This is a genomic window from Magnetovibrio sp. PR-2 (assembly GCF_036689815.1).
Lineage (GTDB): Bacteria > Pseudomonadota > Alphaproteobacteria > Rhodospirillales > Magnetovibrionaceae > Magnetovibrio.
Map to the genome: position 1 here is coordinate 82,455 of NZ_JBAHUR010000009.1, position 15,736 is coordinate 98,190.

17 protein-coding genes are annotated in these 15,736 nt (G+C 54.7%); 6 read left to right on the plus strand and 11 right to left on the minus strand.

Annotation, left to right across the window (positions count from 1 at the left end):
• The first annotated feature begins 6 nt into the window (after positions 1-6).
• Complete coding sequence (gene ubiV, locus V5T82_RS11980; RefSeq protein WP_332895877.1) at positions 7-909, plus strand: ubiquinone anaerobic biosynthesis protein UbiV; 903 nt, start codon at positions 7-9, stop codon at positions 907-909.
• Here ubiV and V5T82_RS11985 read toward each other — a convergent pair.
• Together V5T82_RS11985 and V5T82_RS11990 are read right to left on the minus strand one after the other, a co-directional pair.
• Positions 906-2,060, minus strand: a complete 1,155-nt coding sequence (locus V5T82_RS11985; protein ID WP_332895878.1) for a pyridoxal phosphate-dependent aminotransferase — start codon at positions 2,058-2,060, stop codon at positions 906-908. The two genes, ubiV and V5T82_RS11985, sit on opposite strands and share 4 nt — an antisense overlap.
• On the minus strand, positions 2,057-3,766 hold the full coding sequence (locus V5T82_RS11990) for a gamma-glutamyltransferase (protein ID WP_332895879.1): 1,710 nt from the start codon (positions 3,764-3,766) through the stop codon (positions 2,057-2,059). Before V5T82_RS11990 ends, V5T82_RS11985 begins: the two co-directional genes overlap by 4 nt.
• A gap of 55 nt (positions 3,767-3,821) precedes the next feature.
• Between V5T82_RS11990 and V5T82_RS11995 the strand changes: the two genes are divergently transcribed.
• The 3 genes from V5T82_RS11995 to V5T82_RS12005 are packed head-to-tail and all read left to right on the plus strand — an operon-like array spanning position 3,822 to position 6,720.
• Positions 3,822-5,183: a M48 family metalloprotease gene (locus V5T82_RS11995; RefSeq protein WP_332895880.1), complete on the plus strand. Its 1,362-nt coding sequence runs from the start codon at positions 3,822-3,824 to the stop codon at positions 5,181-5,183.
• Positions 5,180-5,911: a DUF3047 domain-containing protein gene (locus V5T82_RS12000; RefSeq protein ID WP_332895881.1), complete on the plus strand. Its 732-nt coding sequence runs from the start codon at positions 5,180-5,182 to the stop codon at positions 5,909-5,911. The genes V5T82_RS11995 and V5T82_RS12000 overlap by 4 nt, the downstream gene beginning before the upstream one ends.
• Before the next feature lie 59 nt (positions 5,912-5,970).
• Positions 5,971-6,720 carry a DsbA family protein gene (locus tag V5T82_RS12005; protein WP_332895882.1) on the plus strand — a complete coding sequence of 250 codons (750 nt, stop codon included), beginning with the start codon at positions 5,971-5,973 and terminating at the stop codon, positions 6,718-6,720.
• 11 nt (positions 6,721-6,731) lie between these two features.
• On the opposite strand, the gene V5T82_RS12010 is transcribed toward V5T82_RS12005, so the two are convergent.
• Positions 6,732-7,535: an EipB family protein gene (locus V5T82_RS12010; RefSeq protein WP_332895883.1), complete on the minus strand. Its 804-nt coding sequence runs from the start codon at positions 7,533-7,535 to the stop codon at positions 6,732-6,734.
• Positions 7,536-7,696: 161 nt separating this feature from the next.
• On the opposite strand from V5T82_RS12010, the gene V5T82_RS12015 reads away from it, so the two are divergent.
• On the plus strand, positions 7,697-7,969 hold the full coding sequence (locus tag V5T82_RS12015; protein ID WP_332895884.1) for a DUF6489 family protein: 273 nt from the start codon (positions 7,697-7,699) through the stop codon (positions 7,967-7,969).
• 34 nt (positions 7,970-8,003) lie between these two features.
• Here V5T82_RS12015 and V5T82_RS12020 read toward each other — a convergent pair whose 3' ends face one another.
• The gene (locus tag V5T82_RS12020; RefSeq protein WP_332895885.1) at positions 8,004-8,228 is read right to left on the minus strand and encodes a DUF3126 family protein; all 225 of its coding nucleotides are present in this window, start codon (positions 8,226-8,228) and stop codon (positions 8,004-8,006) included.
• A 79-nt stretch (positions 8,229-8,307) separates the two neighbouring features.
• Entirely contained in the window at positions 8,308-8,685 is a 378-nt protein-coding gene (locus V5T82_RS12025; RefSeq protein WP_332895886.1) for a hypothetical protein, read from the minus strand.
• An 80-nt stretch (positions 8,686-8,765) separates the two neighbouring features.
• On the opposite strand from V5T82_RS12025, the gene V5T82_RS12030 reads away from it, so the two are divergent.
• On the plus strand, positions 8,766-9,128 hold the full coding sequence (locus tag V5T82_RS12030; protein ID WP_332895887.1) for a response regulator: 363 nt from the start codon (positions 8,766-8,768) through the stop codon (positions 9,126-9,128).
• On the opposite strand, the gene V5T82_RS12035 is transcribed toward V5T82_RS12030, so the two are convergent.
• The 6 genes from V5T82_RS12035 to V5T82_RS12060 all read right to left on the minus strand — a co-directional run bounded on the left by V5T82_RS12035 (position 9,125) and on the right by V5T82_RS12060 (position 15,657).
• Positions 9,125-9,415, minus strand: coding sequence for a hypothetical protein (locus V5T82_RS12035; protein WP_332895888.1), 291 nt, complete (start codon positions 9,413-9,415; stop codon positions 9,125-9,127). The genes V5T82_RS12030 and V5T82_RS12035 overlap by 4 nt on opposite strands.
• 16 nt (positions 9,416-9,431) lie before the next feature.
• Positions 9,432-10,664: an NnrS family protein gene (locus V5T82_RS12040; protein WP_332895889.1), complete on the minus strand. Its 1,233-nt coding sequence runs from the start codon at positions 10,662-10,664 to the stop codon at positions 9,432-9,434.
• A gap of 222 nt (positions 10,665-10,886) precedes the next feature.
• Positions 10,887-11,273 carry a thioredoxin gene (trxA, locus tag V5T82_RS12045; protein ID WP_332895890.1) on the minus strand — a complete coding sequence of 129 codons (387 nt, stop codon included), beginning with the start codon at positions 11,271-11,273 and terminating at the stop codon, positions 10,887-10,889.
• A gap of 144 nt (positions 11,274-11,417) precedes the next feature.
• The gene (locus V5T82_RS12050; RefSeq protein ID WP_332895891.1) at positions 11,418-13,772 is read right to left on the minus strand and encodes a PAS domain-containing sensor histidine kinase; all 2,355 of its coding nucleotides are present in this window, start codon (positions 13,770-13,772) and stop codon (positions 11,418-11,420) included.
• A 221-nt stretch (positions 13,773-13,993) separates the two neighbouring features.
• Positions 13,994-15,307 carry an ammonium transporter AmtB gene (locus V5T82_RS12055; protein ID WP_332895892.1) on the minus strand — a complete coding sequence of 438 codons (1,314 nt, stop codon included), beginning with the start codon at positions 15,305-15,307 and terminating at the stop codon, positions 13,994-13,996.
• An 11-nt stretch (positions 15,308-15,318) separates the two neighbouring features.
• The gene (locus V5T82_RS12060) at positions 15,319-15,657 is read right to left on the minus strand and encodes a P-II family nitrogen regulator (protein WP_332895893.1); all 339 of its coding nucleotides are present in this window, start codon (positions 15,655-15,657) and stop codon (positions 15,319-15,321) included.
• Between the last annotated feature and the right edge of the window lie 79 nt (positions 15,658-15,736).

Consider the following 15,736-nt stretch of genomic DNA (forward strand, 5'->3'; position numbering starts at 1 on the left):
TTTCAAATGAACGATATGTCTGCAAAACTCACTTTAGGTCCGGTCCTATTCAACTGGCAGGCCGGCGTGTGGCGCGATTTTTATTTCCGCATGGCCGACGAAGCCGATGTCGATACCGTCTATGTGGGTGAAGCCGTGTGTTCCAAACGCGCGCCGTTCTACACCCAACACATTCCCGACATCATAGAGCGTCTGCAAGCGGCGGGCAAAGAGGTGGTGCTGTCCACCTTGGCCTTGATCATGAACACGCGCGAAATGAACGATCTGCGCGCCTTAGCCGAAGACAATGACGAACTCATGATCGAAGCCAACGACGTCGCGGCGTGTGCTTTGCTAAACGGCACGCCACACGTCATCGGGCCGTTCGTCAACGTCTACAACGAAGGCACGCTGAATTACTTTGCCGAGCGCGGTGCCAAGCGCCTGTGCTTGCCCGTGGAACTGGGACGCGATGCCATCCGCGCCATGACCGCTAGCAATGCCGCTGAGATCGAAGCCTTCGTCTTTGGACGCTTACCGTTAGCCATTTCCGCGCGTTGTTATCACGCCCGCCACCACGGCCTGCACAAAGACAGCTGCCAGTTCATCTGCGAAAAAGACCCGGACGGGTTGGAATTAGACACCATCGACAACGAAAGTTTCCTGGCCGTGAACGGCGTGCAGACCATGTCGTACAGCTACCAGAACCTCTCAGCCGAATTGGCAGAGATGAAGGACTTAGGCGTTACCCATTTCCGCCTATCACCGCACACCTGTGACATGGTGGCCGTGGCAAAGGTCTATCGCAACCTGCTGAACGGTACGCTCGACGCCGAAGCCGGAGATGAAGAACTGAGCGCACTTTCGGGCGACGTGGCCTTTTCCAACGGCTACTACCACGGCGCTGCCGGTGTGAACTTCGTCGATTAAAGTGTCTGCCTGAAGACTTTCAAACGCTTCGCCGCTTCGGCCATGTCCTCGGTCGAGCCTGCAAACGAAAAACGCAAGTACTGATGCCCCCGCGTGGGATCGAAGTCGACGCCCGGTGTTACCGCCACCCCTGTTTCGGCCAAAATTTTCTGACAAAACGACAAGCTGTCATCGGTCAGGTGTGATACGTCCGCATAGACATAAAACGCGCCTTGGGCATGACTGAGTTTGTCGAAGCCCGCTTTGGGCAGTTCTTCCAACAACAAATCGCGATTGGTTTTGTAGCGTGCCACATTGGCGTCCAACTCATCAAAACTGTTGAACGCTTCCACGGCGGCCATTTGAGATAACGTTGGCGCAGAGATAAACAGGTTCTGTGCCAAACATTCGATGGAGCGGGACAAGCTTTCGGGAAACACCAACCAGCCCAAACGCCACCCGGTCATAGAGTAGTATTTGGAAAAGCTGTTGACCACAAAACAATCTTCGTCGAATTCGGCCATGGTGTGGGCCGGGTCTTCAAACGTGATGCCATGATAAATTTCGTCGGACACCAAACGAATGCCGTTTTCACCACAATACGCAGCTAAGGCTTCCAATCCGTCGCGGGGGATCATTGTACCCGTGGGGTTGGATGGTGAAGCGATAATCAAGCCGTCCAGATGACCCGCAACCTCGGCCAACAATTTTGGTGTCGGCTGATAATCGGTCTCGGGCCCGGTCAAGATGTCGACGACTTCAATGTCCAGCGCTTGCAAGATGTTGCGATAAGCCGGGTATCCTGGGCTCACCAATGCAACGCGATCACCTGCGTCAAACGCCGCTAAGAAAGCGAGGATGAACCCGCCGCTTGACCCCGTCGTGACGGCGATGCGGGACGGGTCGATAGTGACACCATAACTGTCTTGATAATGCTGAGCGATGCAGTCTTTAAGCGGCGGCACGCCGAACGCATCGGTGTAGCCCAACAACTCGTCATCCAGCGCGGCCTTCGCAGCTTCTAAGACTTTCTTCGGGCCCGGTGTGGACGGCTGGCCCACTTCCATATGAAGCACGTCGCCGCCTTCGGCCTGTTTGGCGTTGGCGGCACGCATGACGTCCATGACGATGAAAGGCGAGATTGCGCCCCGTTTCGCAGCCTTTAAGCTCAATTCATCGTCCCCGCCGCCAAGCCAGCCCCGCGCGGGTCGGCTTTCATCTGACAGGTGGCGGGCTTCGTCGGCAACCCACCGCCACAATAGAGCATGTTCACTTGCCCCAAAACCGGTGTGGCCGCGGTGCGATGGCCCAGGGTGGACAAGTGCGCTTTGGCGCTTTCGTCCAGACCTGCCTCAAAATAGGTCACATCCGGATCGCCCCCATTATGAATGCGCGGTGCCGCGATGGCATCGCTGACGCTCATCTCGCCTTCGACAACATTTAAGATCGTACTGGCCAAAACGGAAGGCGCAACCGCACCGCCGTTGGCGCTCGCAGCCATACGAAACTCATTGGAATTTTCATTGACGATCAACATTGGCGCCAAGCCCGTCGGTCCGCGCCCACCCGCACCCGGAGCCGCCGCCAACACGACACCGGTGCCCGGAACCACGCGTCCCGTGCCGAAACTGGAATTCATAGTCACCGCACACGCCACCGCATTGCCTTCTGGGTCCGCCGCCAAAAAGCTGGTGGTTGCCGGCGTTTCATGGCGGTTTCGCGGTGCTGGCAGAAAACGAGACGCCGCCGTTTTGCCCTGGACGTTGAGCCCGTCTGACAGCTTTTCGTAGCGTGTGGCATGGCTTAAAGCCTCAGCAGACTTGGTGCCTGCACCTCGGCTATTGAGCCACGTTTCACGATCGGCAAAGGCATGAACGCCAGCTTCGCCAATGAAGTGAGCACGCTGGGACACATCAGCGCCATCATAGTCGCCTTGCTCTAACAACATGGCCAACATGGCCGCTGTCTGGGTGGATGCCGCTGCCGGTGGTGGGGCAAAGTGCGCCACTTCGAAACCGACTTTGACCTTCACCGTATCACGCACTTGCGGCTTGTAGGCGCGCAATGCTTCCACGTTGAGCGATCCCCCGACCGCGGTCACACCCTCAACAAAAATTTTGGCAAACGGTCCGGTATAGAACGGTCCAACACCGCGTGCGCGCAATCGGCCCAAGGTCGCGGCCAGCTCCAACTGTTCAAGGGTTTCACCTTCCGTCAGAACCTTACCGGTCCGCTTGGAGGCAAAAATGGCGCGCGCGTTCGGGTCGCGCAACAAAGCCTGTCCAATGGCATTCAAATCCCGTGCAAAAGCACGCGAAACCGGATGACCGAAGCGCGCCAGCTTTTCAGCCGGAGCAACCACCTGGGCCCACAACAAACGGCCATAGCGCGCTTGCATGGCAAAAATGCCACGCGCATTGGACGGAATGGCACTGGGCCGGTCTGCGCTTGGCGGGATGGTTTTGGGGGCTTGGGCCGTGAAGTCCACAACATCGGTTTCGCCTTTAGCTTGATCAAACGCCACGCACACCCCGCCACCGCCAAGACCAGCGCGCGACGGCAACGTCACGGCCAAGGTGAAATACATCGCCGCCGCCGCATCCCCGGCAGAGCCGCCAGAAGACAGGATATCACGCCCCACCAACGCAGCACGCGGCTCGTCAGCGACAACGCCGCCCAAAAAGCCTTCGACATAGCCGACAGAGCCTTTGGCCAGCTTTTCTTCGCCACTGCTGCACGCCGCAACACCAAGCGCCAAAACAAGAGACGAAATTTGACGTGCAAAGCGGGTGGTTTTACGCTCTGATACGCTTACATGTGTCGGCAAGGGTCCACTTTCGCCAGATTTTTCTTTCAAACAGGTTTTACGGCTAAACACTTTCCATATGTCCTCTATGTTTCCCCGACTTACGGCTTGGTCTTCGGCGTTCAGAATGCGCCGTATGTATCGTTTGCCGTTGGTCGCCCTGATAATTTCGTTAGGCTGGATGATGCCCAACTCTGGGGCCTTAGCGCAAGGGGGACTTGCAATTATTCGCGATGCCGAGATTGAAGGCATTTTGCGGGCCTACACCACACCTTTGTTCGAAGCCGCAGGCATCCCCCCAAAATCCGTTAAAATCCGCTTGATCAACCGCAATTCACTCAACGCATTTGTTGCGGGCGGGCGCAATATCTTTGTCCACACCGGCCTTTTGACGGCCAGTAAAGGCCCCGATGCCGTGATTGGCGTCTTAGCTCACGAAATCGGCCACATCGAAGGTGGACACTTGGTGCGCACCCGCGCCGCCATTAAAGAAGCCGGCACCATGCAGGTTCTCGGCACGCTTTTGGGTGTGATTGCCGCCGTTGGCACAAAAAACTCGGAGGCGGGACAAGCCATTATCTTAGGTTCTCAGTCGGCAGCCACCAACACATTCATGAAGTATTCACGCACGCAAGAATCCGCCGCCGACCAAGCCGCCATGCGCTTGATGGATGAGACGGAGCGATCTTCGAAAGGACTGGAAAGTTTCTTGAGCCAATTGGGTGAGCAAGAAGTCCTGACGCGCCGTCTCCAAGACCCTTATGCCCAAACGCACCCGCTCAGCCGGGACCGCATCCAAACATTGCGCAATCACATCACCAGCTCACCTTACAGCAAGCGCGCCCCCACCGAAGATGAGTTACTGTCCCACGCCATTGTGGTGGCCAAGATCAAGGCGTTCTTTAACCCCTTTCGCAACACCCTGCGCGCTTATCCGGAAAGCGATACCAGCTTTCCCGCCCGCTATGCCCGCACCATTGCCTATTACCGCGACGCGCAAATCGATAAAGCCTTGCCGATGATCAACCAGTTGATTGCGGAAATGCCGAAAAACCCGTTTTTGCGTGAGCTCAAGGGACAAATGCTGTTTGAGTTCGCCCGCGCCGACGAAGCTTTAGAGGCCTACACCCAGGCCGTTCAACTGGCCCCGGACGAACCGTTAATCATCATGGAACTGGCGCGCGTTGAGTTGGAAGTCGGCACACCGGACATGCTCGACAAGGCGATCGGCCACTACAAAGCTGTTCATCGCTTAGGCGGCGCCAACGGCTTTACCTGGAAACAGTTGGGGATTGCCTTTGGGCGCAAAGGCGATATGACCATGAGTTCCCTGGCTTTGGCAGAATCCGAACTGCGCACTGGACAAATCCAAAACGCGGAATATCATGCCAACCGGGCTTTGGATGGGCTTAAAGTCGGCTCACCTGAACATTTACAAGCCCAAGATATCCTCGAAGCCATAAAGACCGTGAAATCTCGCCGGAAATGACGCCACACGCCAAATCCTTTGTTTGGGCCGCTTTGGCGGCATCGCTCGCTGTTTTGTCCGCGTGCAGCCACACCTCAAAACCTGCACCCCGCCAACCGTCTCCGGAAGGCTATCTTGATATCATGAGCGGCTATCGCCCGATGAACCTCAACGCGCCCCCCGGCGATTGGGTCATCATTGGACGCGAAGATGCCGGCGTGAAGGCGCTCAGTATGATTAATTTGGGCGGAGTCCACACCTTAGAACTGCGCAGCGCCCGAAATCCGTTGATCGCCGTGCGTCAAGTCAACGCCATGATGTTGGCGACCCCCTTTTTGGGATGGTCGTGGAACGTGTCGAACCACGGTGAAGGCATTCACCCGGTGCGTCTGATTATCGGTTTCAAAGGCGGTGTCAGCCCAGACGACGAAACCTCGAGCCGCTCCAAAGGGCTGCCGTTGCATGACCGCGCCATCGCTTTGGTCTGGGGGGACACGGCCTTGCGCCGGGGTGCGTTCAGCCTGCCCCCGACCGAGCGCCCCTTCGAAGCCCCGGTTTACACCGTTCGGGGCGGGCGTGAGAACACCCGCCAATGGTGGTCCGAAGCCGTCGATCTCTCCGACCTTTACAAACAGGCGTGGCCCCAAGACAACCACCGCCGGGTGCGCATTGCCTTCATCGGTCTTGCCGCCGCGGCGACCCCGGCCCCTGTGCGCGGGCGCGTCACCGAAATTACTCTGACACATTGAGGCCATGTTTATCCTTAAACTGGTCTCATTCGAATTCATCTCAAATAGCGAGACTTAGCATGATGTCACCTTGGAAGACCTTTTTAATCGCCGGTATGTTCGCCATCACCTCCCCCTTGATGGCCCAAGCTGACAATGCGCTCAATGACGCGCAAAAAAGCGAAGTCGAACAGTTGGTGCGTGACTACATCCTCAAAAACCCTGAGATCGTGCGCGAAGCCATTCTTGAACTGCAGCGCCGCGAAGAAGTCGCAAAGCTCCAAGCCCAAGAACAAATGCTCAAAAAGATGCAGGCCGATCTCACGTCCAGCCCGCTTGACCCGGTTATGGGCAATCCGGATGGCGATGTGACTGTGGTCGAGTTCTTCGATTACCGCTGCGGCTACTGCAAACGGGTGTTGGATGCGGTACAAACGCTTTTGAAAGAAGACGGAAATATCCGCTATGTGCTTAAAGAATTCCCGGTCTTAGGCCCGGAAAGCGTCTATGCCTCCCAAGTCGCCATGGCGGTGTGGTTGCATCAACAAGACAAATACCAAGACCTGCATGTTGCCCTGCTGTCGTCACGCGGCGCGCTGAACAAGGCTAAGGTTCTGGACATTGCCGAAGAGGTGGGTGTGGATGTCGATGCTTTGAAAACCCAGTTGAAAGACCCGCAAATCGCAAAAACCATGCAAGCCACCCGCGCCCAGGCGAAAGCCTTGGACATCAACGGCACGCCCGGTTTCATCATTGGCGAACACATCGCGCCGGGCGCCATTCCCTTAGAAGCTATGAAAGAAATGGTCGCGCTTGCCCGCAAAAAGTAAGCGATGGGGTTTTAGGAGCATTCCGGTGCGGGAAGCGTTTCGAACTTCGACAACCCCATTTCGACACTAAAATCGCCGTAATCCAAGACCCAGCGGACCGGCACGCCATTGTCTAAGTAATCGGCTTCGATTTCGTACATGGGGATACTGGCTTGGTCTTCGGGGTTGAAATAAGCTAGGCGGAAGTTCCATCCGGGACGCGTCAGCGCCGTGTCGGACAGGCTTTTCGTAAAGCTTTCAGCCAGGGAAGACAAAGGGCTGACAAAGGTCACCAAGAGCTTCGCGCCTTCAACATCGGTGCCTTCAAACACATAGTTTTGAAATTGCATCACGCCCTTTTGGGCCTGATTGATAATGTGATCGGTGTGCACCATGGGAAACAGCGTGCCCTTGGGCAAGTCAAAGCGCAATGACTGGGGCTTGGAAAATTCGGCAGCACCGGCTTCGCCTTGTTTTTTTGCGCCGCCCAAAATGGTCGCGTCCGCATCTTCGCCCATCACCGAAAAGCGATATTGCGTGCCGTCTTGGGATTCCCAGGCGGAAAAGTTTAAAGGCTGGGGCAGCACGTCGCCTTCGCTGGTTTGCAAAAACATCGCCCCGGTTTGGTTGATAATCCAAGAATCGCAGTTTTCTTTTGTACCATACGCAATTTGGCCGCTGGCTGCCGTAACGGCAGAGCCACTGCGTGCTTCGGACAGGCGCACATCATAAATGGCGCGATAGGACACCAAATTGGCCGCCTCGGCAGAACCGGCTGATCCCGCCAGAAGGGCTGCTGTTAAAGCAGCGTTTTTGGCCCATTTGTGAAAGCGCATGGCTCAAATCCCGTTCATTCGTTCGTTCATCATTTAACTTACGCGTGCCAAGACCCTTTCGCCAGTGCTTTGCACCCAATCATATGATGCATTGCACAATCGGCGTCTGTCCCCTACTCTATGCTTCTGAAAACAAAGGCAGCCCAACCCAGGAGAGCCCCATGCAGGTTACCATTAACGTTGAATGCACCCCCGAAGAAGCCCGCACCTTCTTTGGCCTGCCCGATGTCAAACCCGTGCAAGAAGCCATGATGGCAGAAATGCAAAAGCGCATGGAAGCCGGGATGTCGTCTATGGACGCTGAGAACTTGATGAAAATGTGGATGCCGGGCGGCGCAACAGGCTCCGTCCCCGGCTTTGAGCAGTTTCAAAAGCTGTTTTGGGATTCCATGAATATGGCTGCTTCTGCTGCACAACCCAAAAAGGGCAAGTGATCACTTGCCCTTTGTTGAGGTCTGATGCCGTCTCTTAGAGTTCCGGAAGAGGCGGAAGATCTTCTTCCAAAATCGTCATCATGAACGTGTAAGACACTTCGCCTTCGTCTTCGTCGCGGTGAAGCACGCCGACGAACTCATCGCCGATGTAAACTTCGACCGGAGCGTTGGTCTTCATCGGTGGCGGGACGGAAATTTGGTTGTTGTTGAAGGCTTTGCGCAGATATTCCTGCAAGCGCGCGATTTCGGCGGTTCTCATGGCAATCTCGTTAATACTGAATTTCAGATGGGTTTAGATTTAGCACAGCCAAATGGGATTCGCCATCGGCCATCTTCAGTTAATGCGGCGCTGGACCGCCCATAACCAATCCGACGGTGATGGTCACCATCAACAACACGCCAAGGCCAACAAATACTCGACTGACAAGGATGAGGGGGTTGGCGGGTTCGATCTCTTGTTCGCGCACGCTGGAACGCAATATGCCCATAAACAAGATGACGAAATAGACATACAGCCACACCAGCCACGCCAAGAGCAAATAACCAAACGCCCCTTCAGGAATGTGGCGCAGCCCCATGATCACAACCAAAAATGCGGCAATTTGGCTAAAACCGCCGACAAAACCCCATAGACCGAACGTGCGGCCCAAGGGAAATTCACCGCGCCACAACGCGATCAGGGAATGGGGATTGGGGGGGTTGGAATTTTCGTCCATCGTATCTTCTTATGCCTCTAATCTTGATGTATATATACGACTAATGAGTGGATAAACAGAACAGAAAAAAGACTTTCATCATGAGCACCGTCCTCATCATAGACGACGACAACGATTTGCGCCGCCTGATCGCGGCTTACCTTGGCAGCGCCTCTCACACCACAGTTGAAGCCACCAACGGCCAAGAAGGCATTGCCCAGGCCAAAGCCTCCCTGCCGGATGTTATCATCTTGGATATCAACATGCCGGTGATGGACGGCACCAAGGTCATCAAAGAATTGCGCACGTTCGAAGGTACCGCAAAGATCCCCGTCATTGCCCTAACCGGCATGACGGACACACAAATGCGCGACGATATGTATGAGCGCGGCGTGGACGCCTACGTCACCAAACCCATCGACTTCCCTGTCTTGTTGGCCAAAGTCGCTCAGCTGGCGTCCTAAAGCGTTTTTAGCTTTTCTTCAAATTCTGGCGTGCCCAGACTGTCAACCAAGGCCAGCAAGCCGTCGCGTTGTTCAGCTGTGATGGAGCCCACGCCCTGATAGCCGTTGAGCCGGTCTTGGTAAAATTCCTGGGTGCGTTTCACCGCATGGCCGAACGACCAGTTGCTTTTGTCCGCCCGTTCTTCCCGGCACGCCAAAAGCTGGCGATGATCGCTGATGACTTCGGCGCGAAACTCATCAAACCAGGTTTGCGGCCGGTCGTTGGGCAAAGATTTGTAAAAACTCATGAGCGATAGTTTGGCGTCAGCCCGGCCGCCCGTCAATCCGTGGACGGATTAAGATTGGAACGTAAACCACTAAAAAGCACACAAACGCCAATGACCACGCCACTCCAGACGCCATGACCAGCTCCAGCGTGTGGGTTTCAAACACCATCACCCCGACCCGCAAGACCCCGGCCAGCGTCACCAAAATATAAGCCAACACCGTCAGCGGTGCAGCCCGCACAGCACGTCCCGTGTGCCCAAGCGACGCCCGGGTCATAATACCCAACGTGAAGGTGCCAATAGCACCGATGGCGAACGCGTGCAGCGCGTCGCTCATCCGAATGAGGCCGAAATCAGCCAGCGCCATAAAAATCAGGCTCGCCATCAGCCACACATAACCCAAGTGCAAAACCCACAAGATCGGATTACCCAAGGTGCGCCAGCCTTGCCACCCGGCAAACCGAACCATATGAGCCACCGCAGCCACCACCGTCAAACCCCCGGCCCATGGCGATTGAACCAACACTTGATCGACCACCAACACCCCCCACGTCAGCCAAAGAACGGCCCGGTCCACGCTGGGGTTTTGGCGGACTTTCACACCTGGGTTTGCGTGACCTAAGTAGCTTGACGTGAAGCTTGGCGTCACGCGCCCGCCCATGACCGTGATCAAAACCAACATGGCGTCCACGCCCAACATCAATCCTTGCTGGGCCAAGTCGAGACCGAAAACTTCATAACCCAGGACACCCAGATGTGTCAGGAGATTGCCCGCAAGCGCCACGACCAAAATGGGAACAAAGACAAACTGACGGCGGTGTTGCGGATCGATGAGCGGGCGAATAACCACAGCCAACAGCATCGCCAAAAACAAAAGGTCCAGAACCGCAACCCATGCATACGGCAGTTGGGCTTGCCCCCAATAGGCCAAACGCCCGACCAGCCAAAGGGCGCTGAGCACCATTAAAATCAGCCCCTTTTGCGCTTTGACTTTGGTCCAGTTGGGCACCACCGTCAAAAAGAATCCCGCAAGTGCGGCTGTCGTGAAGCCAAAAATCATTTCATGCCCATGCCAGACCGACGGTGGCGCATGCAAAGGATAATCCAGGTGTCCGGCAAACAGCCCAACCCAAACAGGCACACTGAGCGCGCCAAACACCCCAGCCAGCAAAAAGAACGGTCGAAAACCATAATTAAAAAGAGCAAACCGGCCTGCAGGTTTTGGCGGTTCAGCAAATGGGTCTTCGATTTGGATGGTGGTTTTGGGCATGGGACGCCTGGGGAGTTTCTCTGTTGGAAAATGTTCGCTCAACCTGAACCCAAAGTGAATAGCCTTTTCAGGCTCGGTTCAGGCGGGCATGTTCATACTGACCTTATTGACAGTCGGTGATGGGCTTTTCCCTCCCTTCCGCAGGTTCATCCCCGGCAAAAGAAAAAGACCGCCCCTTTTTATCACAGGGGCGGTCTTCGTCTTTGATATTAATCAAGCGTCTTAGTCGTCGCCTTGCAGTTCTGCTTCGGCTTGGGCTTCGGCGATTTTTTTACGCACGTCGTCCATGTCCAAAGATTTGATTTGATTGATCAATTCTTCCAAGCCTTCCGCCGGCAAGGCACCAGGTTGGGAGAAGATCAAGATTTGATCGCGAAAGGCCGCCACGGTCGGGATGGACTGAATGCCAAATTGAGCGGCAACCACTTGTTGCTCTTCGGTATCACACTTGGCAAAGGTCACGCCTTCATGCTTGCTAGATGCTTCTTCGAAAATGGGACCGAACATTTTGCACGGGCCGCACCATTCAGCCCAAAAATCGATCAAAACAATGTCGTTGTCTTCGATCGTGCTTTCCAAATTATCGGCGGTCAGGGCGATGGTGGCCATGATATTTCCTTAGACTTGTGGGAACGCATCACGCCATGGCCGGATGCTCACACCGGACCGCTCCAAACATATAAGATTTTGCAAATATAAACAGAACGGCCTGAAAATGCTACCCCCGGGCTGGGGATAACCTTAACCATACAATCAGCTGACATCCGTATAGGTTTTTGCGCCCGCTGCATCAATGTGTTCAATCCCGGTGGTGCCGTCATGTTTGGCATGGTTGGAAATCTCCAACATCATACGACCCGGGGGGAAATGCGCGCTGACTTCGGTGCCCTTGCCGACTTCACTTTCAATCACCATTTTGCCGCCATGCAGCTCAATGAAGTTGCGCGTCAAGTGGAGCCCCAGGCCCGTGCCTTCGTATTCGCGCGCCAAAGAACTATCAACTTGGCCGAAGGGGCTGAGAACCGTCGAAATGTCTTCTTTTGCGATGCCGATGCCGGTGTCTTTAACCGCCAAAATCAAGCCGCTCCGCCCGTCTAACTTTGCTGTAATCGTAACCTGCCCACCGTCGGGGGTGAACTTGACGGAGTTGGACAACAGGTTGATCAACACCTGTTTGATGCGCCGTTCATCGCCATGCATCATGGGCAAGTTGGGATCGATGTCTGTTTCGATTTTCAGATTTTTCTTTATCGCTCGTTCGTTCACCAAACGCAGACAGGACTCGGTTGCTTTATCGATGCTGATTTCTTCTTCGCGAAGTTCAAACTTACCTGCTTCAATGGCGGAAACATCCAAAATGTCGTTGATCAAATTCAAAAGATGCACGCCGGAATCTTTGATATGACAGGCATAGTCCAAATACGTGTCTGAACCAACTTCACCGAACATTTCGAGCTTGATGATGTCGGAAAAACCGATGATCGCATTCAAGGGCGTACGCAGCTCGTGAGACATGTTCGCCAAGAATTCAGACTTGGCGCGGTTGGCCATTTCCGCTGTTTCTTTGGCTTCAAACAAGGCCCGTGTTCGCTCCATCACGCGGCGTTCCAAAACATCGTGTGATGCTTGCAACATCTTTTCGTCGCGTTTGCGTGCCGTGATATCTTGAGCCACCAACATTAAGCGGTCTTCGCCGTCAAATGGTAAAACTTCACCGGTAAACAAGAAATCCAACCCCTCCCCCGACTTGGTTCTCAGCTGCGCTTCCAAAGAGCTAATGCGGCCCTTGGCTTGGAGCTGCTGGGTCATCTTTTCACAATCGGCAAAGTCCACCCACATGCCCAGTTCGGTCATGGTTTTGCCAATCACGTCGCGACGCTCATAGCCCAAAATGGTCAGCCACATTTCATTGACGTCATGGATCTTGCGAGTCTCCATCCCTGAAATCGCCACCAACGCCGGGCTGGCGCGAAACGCCAAGGCCAGTTGTTGCGCCACACGCGCGCGTTCCTGTTCGGCCAAGACCTCTTCGGTCACGTTGGTGCCGGTGCCGCGATAGCCCTTGAATTCCCCCTTGCTGTTAAAGATTGGGCGTCCATTAACCCGCACAAAAATGGTTTGTCCGTTGGTTTGAACGGGATAAACCAAATCGGAAAACGGACGGTGGGCCTCTAGGTCGGCGAAGTGACGGTTCCATTTGTGCGGATTGTTTGTGACGTCTTCTTCAGCCCATGCCGCGCGAGAAGAACCGATAAACTTTTGCGCAGGCAAGTGCATCGCCGTTTCCGCCTGCGGGCTGAAATAGGTGAATTTGTGGTCTTTGTCCGTTTCCCAGAGCCATTCCGAAGCCGCTTCCAAAAAGCTCTGCAATCGCATTTCACTGTGTTGCAAAGCCTTTTCAGTCTGGCGACGTTCTTCGACTTCGCGTTGGATGTGATTGTATTGTTTTTTCAAGATACGATCGGCACGCAAAACGATCATATACAAAATCAAAAATAACAGGCCGAACAACCCCACCAATAGGGTCACCAGCTGCAAGGTCGCATCTTTGACACGCTCCAGCGTCAATGTCACGTCGGAATACAGTTCCAAGACACCCACAATCTCATTGTCGAACATAACCGGCACATAACTCGCAACGAGGTCACGGTCTGCCTTTTGTCCATAGATGGATTCAAACAAATCCCGGTGTAACAATAGGCTTGAGACATTGCCTTCTAAGGCCGCTTTGAACTCGCCCCGGTCGCCGACCATCGATCCGATTTGGTGCACATCCGTGGAATACACCACCGTCCCATCCAGCAAATAGACTTTCACCTTCAACACATCCAAGCCCGAACTTGCCATGAGGAAATAGTGGTTGAGCTTGGCATAGTCCCGGCTCTTCACGAAGTGCTTGCTGTCCGCGACGGCCGCGCGATCTAAAAACTGTTTCAGGCTCTGGCCCAGTGTATTGGTGAACGAGCGGGCCAAAGTGGCATTGCGCTGTTCGGTATTGCTCACCATTTCCGTTGTCATTTGATTGTTTAAGACAGCACCCAGCACGGCGCAGACCACGACAATGGCCAATGCGCTTGCCAGCGAAAAATTACGAACCAGACGATACATACCGCGCGCCGCTTATCCGGCGTTTTTTTTGTGTTTTAAACCCTACAGGACGCGCGGTGTGTTGAGTAAACAAACCCAACCCCACTGCCGTCCCCCCGAACCTTAAGAGTAACACACCTTTCTAGTGGGGCAAGTGCAGCCCGTAAACGTCACTAGACGCGTAAAAAAAATGAGGCCAGGGCGAACCCTGGCCTCATCCGTTCCCTTAAAGGGGATATGGCTTACAGTTTTGCGGAACCGTGGCCAAATTCGGGATAGGCTTCCAGACCAAGCTCGGCTTTGTCCAGACCATCCATTTCTTCTTCTTCGCTGACACGGACACCCACGGTAACTTTGAGGGCGAACCACACGATTGCGGAGAAGATGAAGGTGTATGCACCGATAGCAACGATACCCGTCAACTGAGCAACGATGTCAGCACCGGAGAAGACGACCGCGATCGTGCCCCAGATACCAGCCACCAAGTGGACGGAGATTGCGCCAACAACGTCATCGATTTTCAGTTTGTCCAGCGCAGGAACTGCGAAGACAACGATGATACCGCCGATTGCACCGATGATGATGGCCAGACCCGGGGTCGGAGCCAGCGGTTCAGCGGTGATGGACACCAAACCAGCCAATGCGCCGTTCAGAGCCATGGTCAAGTCAACTTTCTTGTAGATGACTTGGGTCAGCAACATCGCGGCAACAACGCCACCGGCCGCAGCCAAGTTGGTGTTGATGTAGATGGAACCGATGTCGCGAACGTCAGCTGCGGAACCCATAGCGAGTTGCGAGCCACCGTTGAAGCCGAACCAGCCCATCCACAAGATGAACGTACCCAGCGTCGCGAGCGGCAGGTTTGCACCCGGGATCGGACGAACTTGACCTTCCGGGCCATATTTGCCTTTACGAGCACCGATGATGATCGCACCAGCCAAAGCAGCCCAACCACCAACAGAGTGAACGATGGAAGAACCGGCGAAGTCGGAGAAGCCCAGTTCGGACAACCAACCACCGCCCCAGCTCCAAGAACCTTGGATCGGGTAGATGATACCGGTCAACAGCACGACGAAGATCATGAACGGCCACATTTTGACACGTTCAGCAACCGTACCGGAAACGATGGACGCCGTTGCAGCAACGAAGACCATTTGGAAGAACCAGTCGGAACCAGCGGAGTAGCTGCCTTGATCGGCAACGAAGCCAGCTTCGGTAATGGCCGGATCAGATGCGCCCCAGATGGCGAAGCTGCCGATGTAACCGGAAACGTCCATGTACATCAGGTTGTAGCCAACCAAGTAGTACATGATGCCGGCGATGGAGTAGATGCCGATGTTTTTCAACATTTGCATGGAGGTGTTCTTGGTGCGAACCAAGCCGCCTTCCAACATTGCAAAGCCAGCAGCCATCCACATCACCAAGAAGCCGTGCATCAAGAACGACAAGGTGTTGAAGATAAACGCCGTCTCACCAGAGACTTCAGCATGAGCGGGAACAGCTGCCAGAGACAGTGCAACGCCCAAGGTGGAAAGTTTCAAAAGATTGCTTTTCATATTTCGTCTCCTTAGAGGGCTTCGTTGCCGGTTTCGCCCGTCCGGATGCGCATGGCTTTTTCCAGATCGACAACGAAGATTTTGCCGTCGCCGATTTTGCCGGTGCCGGCCGCGCCGCTGATCGCTTCGATGGTGCGTTCAGCTTGGTCGTCGTTGACAGCAACTTCGACTTTGACCTTCGGAAGGAAGTGAATTTCATATTCAGCGCCACGGTAGATTTCCGTTTGGCCTTTTTGACGGCCGTAACCTTTGACTTCGGTAACGGTCATACCTTCGACACCCAGACCGGTGAGCGCTTCGCGCACATCGTCCAGTTTGAAGGGTTTTACGATAGCCATGATGAGTTTCATGGGCTCCTCCTGCTAAATGAACTGTTAGCCATGATCAACGCACAACGCGCCGCCAGCTGGGCCCATAAAAGCAACGGTC

Excerpts from the sequence above, each read along its gene's own strand:
- trxA (WP_332895890.1), bottom strand. The coding sequence starts at position 11,273 with ATGGCCACCATCGCCCTGACCGCCGATAATTTGGAAAGCACGATCGAA.
- V5T82_RS12040 (WP_332895889.1), bottom strand. The coding sequence starts at position 10,664 with ATGCCCAAAACCACCATCCAAATCGAAGACCCATTTGCTGAACCGCCA.
- V5T82_RS12010 (WP_332895883.1), bottom strand. The coding sequence starts at position 7,535 with ATGCGCTTTCACAAATGGGCCAAAAACGCTGCTTTAACAGCAGCCCTT.
- V5T82_RS12015 (WP_332895884.1), top strand. The coding sequence starts at position 7,697 with ATGCAGGTTACCATTAACGTTGAATGCACCCCCGAAGAAGCCCGCACC.
- V5T82_RS11995 (WP_332895880.1), top strand. The coding sequence starts at position 3,822 with ATGCGCCGTATGTATCGTTTGCCGTTGGTCGCCCTGATAATTTCGTTA.
- V5T82_RS12050 (WP_332895891.1), bottom strand. The coding sequence starts at position 13,772 with ATGTATCGTCTGGTTCGTAATTTTTCGCTGGCAAGCGCATTGGCCATT.
- V5T82_RS12020 (WP_332895885.1), bottom strand. The coding sequence starts at position 8,228 with ATGAGAACCGCCGAAATCGCGCGCTTGCAGGAATATCTGCGCAAAGCC.
- V5T82_RS12005 (WP_332895882.1), top strand. The coding sequence starts at position 5,971 with ATGATGTCACCTTGGAAGACCTTTTTAATCGCCGGTATGTTCGCCATC.
- V5T82_RS12000 (WP_332895881.1), top strand. The coding sequence starts at position 5,180 with ATGACGCCACACGCCAAATCCTTTGTTTGGGCCGCTTTGGCGGCATCG.
- ubiV (WP_332895877.1), top strand. The coding sequence starts at position 7 with ATGAACGATATGTCTGCAAAACTCACTTTAGGTCCGGTCCTATTCAAC.
- V5T82_RS12025 (WP_332895886.1), bottom strand. The coding sequence starts at position 8,685 with ATGGACGAAAATTCCAACCCCCCCAATCCCCATTCCCTGATCGCGTTG.
- V5T82_RS12035 (WP_332895888.1), bottom strand. The coding sequence starts at position 9,415 with ATGAGTTTTTACAAATCTTTGCCCAACGACCGGCCGCAAACCTGGTTT.
- V5T82_RS12055 (WP_332895892.1), bottom strand. The coding sequence starts at position 15,307 with ATGAAAAGCAATCTTTTGAAACTTTCCACCTTGGGCGTTGCACTGTCT.
- V5T82_RS12030 (WP_332895887.1), top strand. The coding sequence starts at position 8,766 with ATGAGCACCGTCCTCATCATAGACGACGACAACGATTTGCGCCGCCTG.
- V5T82_RS12060 (WP_332895893.1), bottom strand. The coding sequence starts at position 15,657 with ATGAAACTCATCATGGCTATCGTAAAACCCTTCAAACTGGACGATGTG.